This window comes from Cupriavidus pauculus, assembly GCF_003854935.1.
Classification (GTDB): Bacteria; Pseudomonadota; Gammaproteobacteria; order Burkholderiales; family Burkholderiaceae; genus Cupriavidus; species Cupriavidus pauculus_C.
Window position 1 is genome coordinate 2,295,391 of the sequence record NZ_CP033969.1, and the last position, 12,069, is coordinate 2,307,459.

Sequence of the window (12,069 nt, forward strand, 5' to 3'; positions counted from 1 at the left end):
TCTCCGGTGGGCCTCAGGTGGCCAGCGCCTTGCGGCGCGAGCGGGGCAGGTCGGCGTAGGCCACGGCGGGCTGCGGCTTCTTCTTGCCGAACAGCGTGCCGTCCGACGTGCCGCCCGAGCAGCCGTTGCCGAAGCTGAAGCCGCAACTGCCTTTCTCGTCGAAGCTGTCCTCGGTCAGTTCCTTGTGCGATGCCGGCACCACGAAGCGGTCCTCGTAGTTGGCGATGGCCATGGTCTGGTACATGTCCTCGACCTGCGCGGGCGTCAGGCCCACCTGTTCGAGCACGGCCAGGTCCTGTACCCCGTCGACCGACTGGCTGCGCTTGAACGCCCGCATCGCCAGCATCTTCTCCAGCGCGCCCAGCACCGGCATCACGTCGCCGGCGGTCAGCAGGTTGGCCAGGTACTTCACCGGGATGCGCAGGCTGGCCACGTCCGGGATCACCCCGTTCATGCCCATGAAGCCGGCCTCGGCGGCCGACTGGATCGGCGACAGCGGCGGGATGTACCAGACCATCGGCAGCGTCCGGTACTCGGGGTGCAGCGGGAAGGCAACCTTCCATTCCACGGCCATCCGGTAGACGGGCGACTTGCGCGCGGCGTCCAGCCAGTTCTGGGGGATGCCCTGGCGCAGCGCCTCGGCCTGGATGGCCGGGTCGTGCGGGTCCAGGAACACGTCGAGCTGCGACTGGTAGAGGTCGCGCTCGTCGGCCACGGCCGCGGCCTGCTCGATGCGGTCGGCGTCGTACAGCATCACGCCCAGGTAGCGGATGCGGCCGACGCAGGTTTCCGAGCAGACGGTGGGCTGGCCGGCCTCGATGCGCGGATAGCAGAACACGCATTTCTCGGCCTTGCCGCTCTGCCAGTTGAAGTAGATCTTCTTGTACGGGCAGCCGGAGATGCACATGCGCCAGCCGCGGCACTTGTCCTGATCCACCAGCACGATGCCGTCTTCCTCGCGCTTGTAGACCGACCCGGACGGGCACGACGCCACGCAGGTCGGGTTCAGGCAGTGCTCGCACAGCCGGGGCAGGTACATCATGAAGGTGTTCTCGAACGTCGAGTACATGTCCTTCTGGATGTTGTCGAACAGCTTGTCGCGGCTGCGCGCGTCAAACTCGCCGCCCAGGTCGTCTTCCCAGTTCGGGCCCCAGTGGATCTTGTCCATCTTCTTGCCCGTGATGGCCGACACCGGCCGCGCGGTGGGCGGCGTTTGCACCAGCGGGGCCTTCTGCAGGTGCTCGTAGTCGTAGGTGAACGGCTCGTAGTACTCGTCGATCTGGGGCAGGTTCGGGTTGGCGAACATGTTGGACAGGATCTTGCCCTTGCCACCCTGGCGCGGGGTCAGGCTGCCGTCGGCCTGGCGCTTCCAGCCGCCGTTCCACTTGTCCTGGTTCTCCCATTCCTTCGGAAAGCCCACACCCGGCTTGGTCTCGACGTTGTTGAACCAGGCGTACTCCACGCCCTCGCGGCTGGTCCAGACGTTCTTGCAGGTCACGGAGCAGGTATGGCAGCCAATGCACTTGTCGAGGTTCAGCACCATGGCCACTTGCGCGCGGGTCTTCATTGCCATGCTCCTTCAGTCTTGTCTGCCTGGGTTTGGGGGGCGGGTTCCGCCGGGCGCGGCCCTTCGAGCCAGTCCACCTTGTTCATCTTGCGGAGAATCACAAATTCGTCACGATTGCTGCCAACCGTGCCGTAGTAGTTGAAGCCGTAGGCCAGCTGGGCGTAGCCGCCGATCATGTGCGTGGGCTTGGTTACGGCCCGCGTGACCGAGTTGTGGATGCCGCCGCGCATGCCGCTGGTCTCGGCACCGGGCACGTTCACGATCTTTTCCTGCGCGTGATACATCAGGCACATGCCCTGGGGCACGCGCTGCGACACCACCACGCGGGCGGTCAGCGTGCCGTTCACGTTGAAGACTTCCACCCAGTCGTTGTCGCGGATGCCGTTGGCCTTGGCCTCGACTTCCGAGATCCAGACGTGCGGGCCGCCGCGCGACAGCGTCAGCATGCGCAGGTTGTCCGAGTACGTGGAGTGGATGCCCCATTTCTGGTGCGGCGTGATCCAGTTCAGCACCAGCTCCGGGTTGCCGTTGGGCTTGCGGCCCAGCATCGGGCTTACCGTCTTGGTGTCGATGGCCGGCTTGTAGACGCACGCGCCCTCGCCAAAGTCGAGCATCCAGCGGTGGTCCTGGTAGAACTGCTGGCGGCCGGTCAGCGTGCGCCAGGGAATCAGCTCGTGGACGTTGGTGTAGCCGGCGTTGTAGCTGACTTCCTCGGATTCCAGCCCCGACCACGTCGGCGCCGAGATGATCTTGCGCGGCTGCGCCTGCACGTCGCGGAAGCGGATCTTGTCGTGCTCGCGGCCCGTGGCCAGGTGGGTGTGGTCGCGGCCGGTGATCCTGGACAGCGCGTCCCACGCCTTGACGGCCACGTGGCCGTTGGTCTCGGGCGCGAAGGTCAGGATCATCTCGGCGGCGTCGATGGCCGTCTCCAGCCGCGGCCGGCCCTGGCTCACGCCGGGCTCGGTCACGGTCTTGCTCAACTGGCCAATCTCGTGCACCTCGTGTTTGGTGTCCCAGTTGATGCCCTTGCCGCCGTTGCCCAGCTTGTCCAGCAGCGGGCCGATCGACGTGAACTTGCGATAGATGTCGGCGTAGTTGCGCTCCACCACGGTCATCGACGGCGCCGTCTTGCCCGGGATCAGGTCGCACTCGCCGTGCTTCCAGTCCTTCGGCTCGAACGGCTGGCCCAGTTCGCCCGGCGTGTCGTGCAGCAGCGGGGTGCAGACCAGGTCCTCGCGGGTGCCCAGGTACGGGCCCGCCAGTTCGGTGAACTTGCTGGCGATGGCCTTGTAGATTTCCCAGTCGGTCTTGCTTTCCCACAGCGGCTGCACGGCCTCGGACAGCGGGTGGATGAACGGGTGCATGTCCGACGTGTTCAGGTCGTCCTTCTCGTACCAGGTGGCCGTCGGCAGCACGATGTCGCCGTACAGGCACGTGGTGCTCATGCGGAAGTCCAGCACGGTCAGCAGGTCCAGCTTGCCTTCGGCGGCCGGGCGGACGGTCACCTCGCTGGGCTTGATCGCGTCGTTCTCGTCGCCGAACACGGCGTTCTGCGTGCCGAGCAGGTACTTCAGGAAGTATTCGTGCCCCTTGCCCGAGCTGCCGAGGATGTTCGAGCGCCACACAAACATGTTGCGCGGGAAGTTGGCCGGGTTGTCGGGGTCGTCGCAGGCAAACTGCAGCGCGCCGGACTTGAGCTGCTCGACGGTGTGCGCCACCGGGTCCTTGCCGGCGGCGCGGGCGTCGGCCACCACATCCAGCGGGTTGCGGCCGAGCTGCGGGGCCGACGGCAGCCAGCCCATCCGCTCGGACTTGGCGTTCAGGTCCAGCAGCGACAGGTTGTCGTAGCGCCGGCGGTCGGCCGTGGGCGCCAGGATCTCGTCGACGCCCAGCTTTTCATGGCGCCACTGGCTCGTATGGTTGTAGAAGAACGACGTGCCGTTCATCTGGCGCGGCGGGCGCGACCAGTCGGTGCCAAACGCCAGCGGCGCCCAGCCGAACTGCGGCCGCAGCTTTTCCTGGCCGACGTAGTGCGCCCAGCCGCCGCCGCTCTTGCCCACGCAGCCGCACATCATCAGCAGGTTGATGATGCCGCGGTAGATCATGTCGTTGTGGTACCAGTGGTTCAGCGCCGCGCCCACGATCACCATGCTCTTGCCTTCGGTGCGGTCGGCGTTGTCGGCAAACTCGCGCGCCACCTGGATCACCAGCTTGCGCGGCACGGACGTGTGCTTTTCCTGCCAGGCCGGGGTGTACGGCACGTCGTCGTCGAACGATGCGGCCACGTTGGGGCCGCCCAGCCCCTGGTCCACGCCGTAGTTGACCATCTGCAGGTCGTAGACCGTGGCCACGCGGGCCACCGAGCCGTCGGCCAGCGTCACGCGGCGCACCGGCACGCGGCGGGCCAGCAGGGTGTCGTGCTCGCCGCCGAAGTACGGGAAGCCCACCTCGGCCACCTCGTCCTCATGGCCGATCAGCGACAGCCGCGGATCGATTGCCCGCCCGCTGCCGCCGTCCTTCATCTCCAGGTTCCAGCGGCCCACCCGGGCGCCGTCGTCGTGCGCGGCCTCGCCCCAGCGGAAGCCGATCGAGCCGTTCGGGGCCACGATCTCGCCGCTGGCCTCGTCGATCAGCAGCGTCTTCCATTCGGGATGGTTGGACTGGTCCAGGCTGCCGTCCAGGTGCGACGCGCGCAGGAAGTGGTCGGGCACCAGCGTGCCGTCCTGCTCGCGCAGCAGCACCAGCATCGGCATGTCGGTGTACTGTTTGATGTATTGGCGGAAGTACGACGACTTGCCGGTCGCGTGGAATTCCTTCAGCACCACGTGGCCCATCGCCATGGCCAGCGCGGCGTCGGTGCCTTGCTTCGGCGCCAGCCAGATGTCGCCGAACTTGACCATTTCGCCGAAATCCGACGACACCGCCACGGTCTTGGTGCCCTTGTAGCGCACCTCGGTATAGAAGTGGGCGTCCGGGGTGCGCGTCTGCGGCACGTTGGAGCCCCAGACCATCAGGTAGGTGCTGTTGTACCAGTCGGCCGATTCCGGCACGTCGGTCTGCTCGCCCCAGATCTGCGGGCTGGCCGGCGGCAGGTCGCAGTACCAGTCGTAGAACGACAGGCACGCGCCGCCGATCAGGCTCAGATAGCGCGCGCCGGCGGCGTACGACACCATCGACATGGCCGGAATTGGCGAAAATCCGATCACGCGGTCCGGCCCGAAGCGCTTGACCGTGAACGCGTTGGCCGCCGCGATCATCTCGGTGGCGGTGTTCCAGTCGGCGCGCACAAAGCCGCCCTGGCCGCGCACGCTCTTGTAGTAGCGGGCCTTCTCGGGGTCCTGGCTGATCGATTCCCAGGCGGCGATCGGGTCCATGGTCTTGCGGGCCTCGCGCCACATCTCCATCAGGCGGCCGCGGATCAGCGGGTACTTCACGCGCTGGGCCGAATAGACGTACCAGCTGTACGACGCCCCGCGCGGGCAGCCACGCGGCTCATGGTTGGGCAGGTCGGGCCGGGTGCGCGGGTAGTCGGTCTGCTGCGTCTCCCAGGTAATCAGCCCGTTCTTGACGTAGACCTTCCACGAGCACGATCCGGTGCAGTTCACGCCGTGCGTGGAGCGCACGACCTTGTCGTGCTGCCAGCGGCTGCGGTAGCCGTTTTCCCAGGTGCGGTCCTCGCTGACCACCGCACCATGCCCGTCCGCGTACGTGGACTTCACGCGCGACAGGAACTTCAATCGATCCAGAAAATGAGACATTTCTTATGTTCTCCGCTTGGGCTTTTGTGAGGGGCCGCCAGTGTCAGCAGGGCATGGGGGCGTTGCGGCGTGCGTAGTACCACCAGGTCACCAGCACGCAGCTCAGGTAGAAGGCGATGAAGCAGTAGAGCGCCGCGTCGGCCGAGCCGGTCATCTCCAGCGAGGTACCGAAGCTCTTGGGGATGAAGAAGCCGCCGTAGGCACCGATCGCGCCCGAGAAGCCGAGCACGGCCGCCGATTCCTTGCCGGCGTCCTGCAGCGCCTGCTTCTGCGCGGCGTCGCCCTTGCCGGCGGCGGCGCGCTGGCGCTCGGTCAGGAAGATCACGGGGATCATCCGGAACGTCGAGCCATTGCCGATGCCCGTCAGCGCGAACAGGACGATGAACGCCGCCAGGAACGCCTGGAAGCTGCCGCCCTGGCCGTCCTGGGGCAGGGCCGCCAGCACGGCGCAGACCGCGCCGATCATGCCGATGAACGTCCACAGCGTGACGCGGGCGCCGCCCAGCTTGTCCGAGATCCAGCCGCCCACCGGCCGCGTCAGCGCGCCCACCAGCGGCCCCAGGAACGCGTAGGCCGTGGGGTTGATGCCCGGGAACTGCGACTTGGTCAGCAGCGCCAGCCCGGCCGAGAAGCCGATGAACGAACCGAACGTGCCGATATAGAGCCAGCACATCAGCCAGTTGTGCTTGCGCTGGAAGATCACGGCCTGCTCGGCGAACGACGCGCGGGCATCGGCGATGTCATTCATGCCGAACCACGCCGCCAGCGCCGACACCACGATGAACGGCACCCAGATGAAGCCCGCGTTCTGCAGCCACAGGTTCTGCGCCGCGCCGTTGGCCTGGTAGGTCTGCGGCTCGCCGCCCAGCGCGCCGAACACGGCCACCGACACCACCAGCGGCGTGACGAACTGCACCACCGACACGCCCAGGTTGCCGATGCCGGCATTCAGGCCCGTCGCCAGCCCTTTCTTGGCCTTCGGGAAGAAGAAGCTGATGTTGGCCATCGACGAGCTGAAGTTGGCGCCGCCCAGCCCGCACAGCAGCGCCAGCACCAGCAGCGTCGGGTAGCTGGTGGACGGGTCGCGCAGCGCCACGCCCATGCCCAGCGCCGGGATCAGCAGCAGCGCCGTGGAGATGGCCGTGAAGCGCCGGCCGCCGAACACCGGCACCAGAAACGAGTAGAAGATGCGCAGCGTGGCGCCGGACAGCGCGGGCAGTGCGGTCAGCCAGAACAGCTGGTTCTTGGTGAACTGGAAGCCGGCGCGGTCCAGGTTCACGGCCACCACGCTCCAGAGCATCCAGATCACGAACGCCAGCATCAGCGCGGGTATCGAGATCCAGAGGTTGCGGTAGGCAATGCGCTCGCCTTGCGCGCGCCAGAACGCCGCGTTCTCGGGCTCCCAGCGGGTCAGTACGGTACTGGTCATGATGTGTCGGGGGGTGAGGGGGTTGCCGGCCAGGCCGGGTCAGGCCGTCCGCGCCGCGTCGGGCAGCGGGGCGGATTCGGGCCGGGATTGCCCGCGCTGTTGCTCGGCGCGGTGGCTGTAGTGCATCCAGACCAGGCTCACGCAGACCGTGCCGTACATCAGCATGAAGCAGCTGCTGCGGATGCCGGTCAGGTCGGCCAGCGCGCCGAACATGATCGGCAGGACAAAGCCGCCCAGGCCGCCGGCCAGGCCCACCACGCCGGAGACGGCGCCGATGTTGTGCGTGAAATCGTTGGAGATGAACTTGAAGACCGACGCCTTGCCGATGGCGAACGCGATGCCCACCACGAACATCAGCACGGTGAACAGCGTCGGCGTCAGCGCGATGTGAAAGCTCTGCGGCCCGGTCACGGTGTGGATTACGAAGTCGGTCTTGGGGTAGCTCAGCAGGAAGAACGCCACCCAGCTGATCCACATCACCCACCACGTGGTGCGATGGGCGCCGTAGCGGTCCGAGATCCAGCCGCCGATGGCCCGCAGCACGCCGCCGGGCAGCGAGAAGCACGCCGCCAGGAACGCCGCCGTCTTGATGTCGAAGCCGTACTCGCCGATGTAGTACTTGGTCATCCACAGCGCCAGCGCCACGTAGCCGCCGAACACCACTGAGTAGTACTGCGAGTAGCGCCAGACGCGCGGGTCGCGCATCACGGCCAGCTGGGCGCGGAAGCTGGTGGCCGACGTGACGCGGTGCGACGGGTCGCTGCGCGAGAACAGCCAGAACAGGACGGCCGTGACCAGCATCGCCACCGAGTACACCTTGGGCACGATCTCCCAGGTGCCGGCGGCCAGGATCAGCACCGGCGCCACGAACTTGGTCAGCGCCGCGCCCGAGTTGCCGGCGCCGAAGATGCCCATCGCCAGGCCCTGGCGGCTGCGCGGGAACCAGCGCGCCACGTACGGCGTGCCCACCGAGAACGATCCGCCGGCCAGCCCCACGAACAGGCCTAGCACCAGCAGTTGCCAGAACGTGTGGACATAGGAAATCAGCCAGATCGGGATGACCGTGAGCAGCATCAGCACGAAGAACACCACGCGGCCGCCGTAGCGGTCGGTCCAGATGCCCAGCGGCACGCGGATCAGTGACCCGCTCAGCACCGGCGTGGCGGCCAGCAGGCCGAACTCGGTGTCGTTCAGGCCCAGTTCGTTCTTGAGCGGGATGCCGAGCACGGCGAACATCATCCAGACCGCAAAGCAGATGGTGAACGCGAATGTGCTGGACCAGAGCGTGGTCCACGCGCCGGCAGGCACCGGCGCGGGCGCGGAGCGGGACAGCTGGGAAGTAGTCATGACCGCCTTCGATGTCGTAGGGAAAACGATGGGACCAAGGGTAGGCGCGCTGTGGCGTACTGACCATTCGCCGGCCGACGGGCGGCGGCTGCCCCGCCTAGGTGGATCGGCATAGTTCGATCGGCGTAGTCCGGGGGGTAGCCGGGCCGATGGCCGGGCAGGCTGGCGGGGCGGCGCGCCCGGCGTGGCAAGGGCTGCCGGGCGGCGGGCAACCGTGCCAGAATCGCGGGGTCCGGGCCTGAGCCGCCCGCCGCTTCCCATGAAATTTCAATGAACGACGATGCGTCCTGGCCGCGACTGGCCGCCGCGCTGGGCCTGCCGCCGACGGTGGCGCTCGATGGCATGCGCTGGACCGGCGACGACCTGCCGGGCGTTGCCATGGAATCGGCCGGGCCGCTGCCGGCCGCGCTGGCAGCCGCGTCGGCCCGCCGGCGCAGCCAGTACCTGGCCGGCCGCCACTGCGCGCGCCGCGCCTTGCGGCAGGCCGGCGCCGCCGATCAGCCGGTGGGGCGGGGCGACGACGGTCTGCCCGTCGTGCCGCCCGGCTGGCGCCTGAGCATCAGCCATGCGGAAGGGATGGCGCTGGCGCTGGCGGCCCGCACGCGCGACGTCACCATGCTTGGCGTCGACATCGAACGCTGGCTGACCGATGCCACCGCCGCCGAGGTGGGGCCGATGGTGGCGTCACCCGCCGACGTGGCGACGCTGCGCGCGGCCACCGGCCTGGACGCCGCGCAGGCGGTCACGCTGCTGTTCTCGGCCAAGGAATCGCTCTACAAGGCGCTGTACCCCACCGTGCGCCAGTTTGTCGACTTCGATGGCGCGTGCCTGGCCTCGGCCGCCCCCGGCACGCTGACGCTGCGCCTGGCGCGCGACTGGCACCCGGCGTGGCCGGCCGGTGCTTGCACCGCCGTCGGCTGGGCCGGTCAGGCGGACGGCGTGGTCACTGCGGTCTGGCAGCGCGCGCCGTTGCCCCCGCATGGCGCGCTGGCTTACGGCGCGGCCGACCGCAGGTAACGGGCCACGCAGGCAAGCTTCTCGCAGGTTTCCTCCCATTCCCGGTTCGGCGTGGAATCGCGCACGATGCCGGCGCCGGCCTGCATCCAGCAGGCGTCGTCCTGCCGGAACACCGAGCGCAGCACCAGTGCGGCGTCCAGCCGGCCATCGGCATCGGCGGTCAGCACGCAGCCGCTGTACAGCCCACGGGGCGCCGGTTCATGGCGCATGATGCTGGCCACGGCGGCGCGCTTGGGAATCCCCGAAGCCGTGACCGCCGGAAACAGCGCCGCGAACGCGGCCCACGGCGACTTGCCGGCGGCAAGCTGTCCGTGCAGCCGCGACGCCAGATGCTGCACGCTGCCGCGCGCGCGCACGACCATGAATTCGTCGATGCGCAGCGCGGTCTCGTCGCATGCCGTGCGCAGTTCGTCCAGTGCCAGCGCCACCGACACCGCATGCTCGGCAATCTCCTTTGGATCGGTCAGCAACGCCTGGCGCAGCCGCGCATCGGTCACCGGCTCGCCGGTCAGCGCGCGCGTGCCGGCCAGCGGCTGCGTGCTGACGCGGCCGTCGGGATCAACCTCCACCACCGTTTCCGGACTGAATCCATAGGCCTCGCACGCCGGGTCGCGCCACAGGAAGGACCGTGCGGGCGTGTTGGCCAGCCGGCCCGCCAGGTAGCTGAGCGGAAAGTCGGTGGCGGCCGGCACGGGCACCCGCCGTGACAGGATGACCTTCTCATACCGCCCGGCGCGGATTTCCGCCAGTACGCTGGCCACGGCGGCACGGTAGGTGTTGCCGTCGCCGGCGTCGGCGGGCACCAGCAACGGCGCGCCCTCCGCCATCGGGCCGGCAGCCGCGATTCGGTCCAGGTCCCGCAGCCACGCCTGCAGCCGTGGCAGGTCGGCCGGATCGAGGCAGCGCACCTGCGCACGTCCCTGCAGCAGGCGGATTTCGCGCGCGGGCACGAACAGCCACGCCAGCGGCCGGCGGGCGGCCTGCGGCATGCCTTGCAGCACGCGGGCGAGCGCGAAATCCACCCGGCCGTACGCCCGCCAGTCCGCCAGCGGCAGGGCCCCCAGCGCGGCGGCGATGCCCGCGCAGGTGTCCGGGCCCGGTACGGAACGCCCATCGTGGCCCGTCACCGCGCCATCGCCGGCAACCGTCACCGTCATCGCCGCGCCCATCCCGATGCTCCATTCGCCGTTGCGCTCGTAGATGGCCAGCGTGTCGTCCGGGGCGTCGCGCGCCATGCGCGCGGCCAGGTGCAGGGGGGCGGCGTGCAGGGGCAACTCGCAGGTGTGATAGCGCAGCGGTTCGCCATCGTCGCCATCGATGCCATCGGTGCAGTCGGCGTCCAGCACCGACTGCACCAGCCGGCGCTTGTCGATCTTGCCCGCCGCCGTGAGCGGCCAATGGTCGGTCCAGAGCACCTGGTCGGGCAGTTGATGGGCTGGCAGACCCGCCGCCAGCAGCGTGGCGCGTAGCGCCTTGGCGTCCGGGCAGGCGCTGCCGGGGGCGCCCGGTTCGCCCTGCAGCCAGGCCGTGATGCGCTCGCCCAGCAGCGCGTCCGGCACGGCCGCCACGGCCGCGTCGCGCACGCCGGGGCAGGCGCATAGCGCGGCTTCCACCACGGCCGCCGAAACCTTCTTGCCAGCGCGCTGGATCTGCTCCTTGACGCGGCCCGTCACGACCACGTTGCCGTCGGGGCGCCTGCGGACCAGGTCGCCGGTGCGGAAGAAGCCGTCCGGCGTGAAGGCCCGCGCGCTGTCGGCCGAGGCGCGGTAGTACGCGCGAATCGTATAGGGGCCGCGCACCAGCAGTTCGCCCGGCGCACCGTCGGGCACGGGCTGACCCTCGGCATCGACGACGCGCAGTTCGTCATCGGACGATAGCGGCCGGCCCTGGCAGGCGAACACGATCTCGTCGGGGTCGTCGGGGCGCGTGTAGCACAGCAGGCCCTCGGCCATCCCGTACACCTGCTGCAGCGGACAGCCCAGCCGGTCCGGCAGCGTGCGCGCCAGCGCGGGATCGAGCCGGGCGCCGCCCACCTGCAGCCGCCGCAGCGACGACAGGTCGCTGTCCTCCCAGTCCCGCGCCTCGGCCCAGAGCCGCGCCAGCGGCGGCACCAGTGCCAGGTCCGTCACCCGCTCGCGGGCGATCAGCGGCATGGCCTCGTCGCAGCCGGCCTGCTGGGTCATGACCACGGTGCCGCCCACGGCGAACGTGCCGAGCACGCCGGGACAACCGAGCACGAAGTTGTGGGCGGCGGGCAGCACGGCCAGGTACACCGTGCTCTCGTCGAATCCGCACAGCCGCGCCGAGGCGTCGAAGTTGTAGACGTAATCGCCATGCGTGCGCGGAATCAGCTTCGGCGCGCCCGTGGTGCCGCCAGACAGCAGCAGCAACGCGATATCGCCGGGCTGTGCCGCTGGCGGGGGCAGCGTGTCGGCATCGGCCGGTGGCAGCGCCAGCGCATCGAGCGTCGGCACCCCGGCCGCGTCGGTGGCCGGCCCGATCCCGTCGGCCACGATGCGGCACGGCCCAGGGTGGCGGGACGCGATGGCCTGTGCCTGGATGACGCCTGCCGGCCCGTGTGCCAGCCATCCCACCGGGCAGGCGGCGCGGAAGACCGCATCGAGGTCGCCGCTGCGCTGCCCGGGGAGCGTCATCACCGGCAATGCGCCAATACGGATCAGCGCCAGCAGCCCGGTCACGAACCCGGCCGTGTTGGGTAGCTGCACGATCACGTGGTCGCCGCGCCGCCATCCCAGGCGATGGAACCCGGCGGCAAGGGCCTGCACGCGCTGTTGCAGGTCGATGTAGGTCAGGCGCGTGGCGCCGGCCACCAGTGCCGTGCGCGCGCCATGGCGAGTGGCCCAGGCGTCCGGCAGCACGTCCATGCGTCCGGCAAGGTGCGAATCGCCCGGCGGGGCGAAGGGAACATCCGAAGGTTTTGTCATGGCTCG

At 69.1% G+C, this 12,069-nt stretch carries 6 protein-coding genes; 1 reads left to right on the top strand and 5 read right to left on the bottom strand.

The window, feature by feature from the left end:
- Nucleotides 1–13: 13 nt before the first annotated feature.
- From narH to EHF44_RS12345, 4 genes are read right to left on the bottom strand one after another with little or no spacing between them, the layout of a single operon-like run.
- Nucleotides 14–1,567: a nitrate reductase subunit beta gene (gene narH / locus EHF44_RS12330; protein ID WP_124683995.1), complete on the bottom strand. Its 1,554-nt coding sequence runs from the start codon at nucleotides 1,565–1,567 to the stop codon at nucleotides 14–16.
- Nucleotides 1,564–5,325, bottom strand: a complete 3,762-nt coding sequence (locus EHF44_RS12335) for a nitrate reductase subunit alpha (RefSeq protein ID WP_124683996.1) — start codon at nucleotides 5,323–5,325, stop codon at nucleotides 1,564–1,566. The genes narH and EHF44_RS12335 overlap by 4 nt, the downstream gene beginning before the upstream one ends.
- A gap of 43 nt (nucleotides 5,326–5,368) precedes the next feature.
- Nucleotides 5,369–6,754 (bottom strand): NarK family nitrate/nitrite MFS transporter, encoded by a 1,386-nt coding sequence (locus EHF44_RS12340; protein WP_124683997.1) that lies wholly within the window; start codon nucleotides 6,752–6,754, stop codon nucleotides 5,369–5,371.
- 39 nt (nucleotides 6,755–6,793) lie between these two features.
- Nucleotides 6,794–8,101 carry an MFS transporter gene (locus EHF44_RS12345; RefSeq protein ID WP_124683998.1) on the bottom strand — a complete coding sequence of 436 codons (1,308 nt, stop codon included), beginning with the start codon at nucleotides 8,099–8,101 and terminating at the stop codon, nucleotides 6,794–6,796.
- Between the two features lie 270 nt (nucleotides 8,102–8,371).
- On the opposite strand from EHF44_RS12345, the gene EHF44_RS12350 reads away from it, so the two are divergent.
- Nucleotides 8,372–9,118, top strand: a complete 747-nt coding sequence (locus EHF44_RS12350) for a 4'-phosphopantetheinyl transferase family protein (RefSeq protein ID WP_124683999.1) — start codon at nucleotides 8,372–8,374, stop codon at nucleotides 9,116–9,118.
- Here EHF44_RS12350 and EHF44_RS12355 read toward each other — a convergent pair.
- Complete coding sequence (locus EHF44_RS12355; RefSeq protein WP_124684000.1) at nucleotides 9,094–12,063, bottom strand: salicylate synthase; 2,970 nt, start codon at nucleotides 12,061–12,063, stop codon at nucleotides 9,094–9,096. The two genes, EHF44_RS12350 and EHF44_RS12355, sit on opposite strands and share 25 nt — an antisense overlap.
- Nucleotides 12,064–12,069 lie beyond the last annotated feature (6 nt).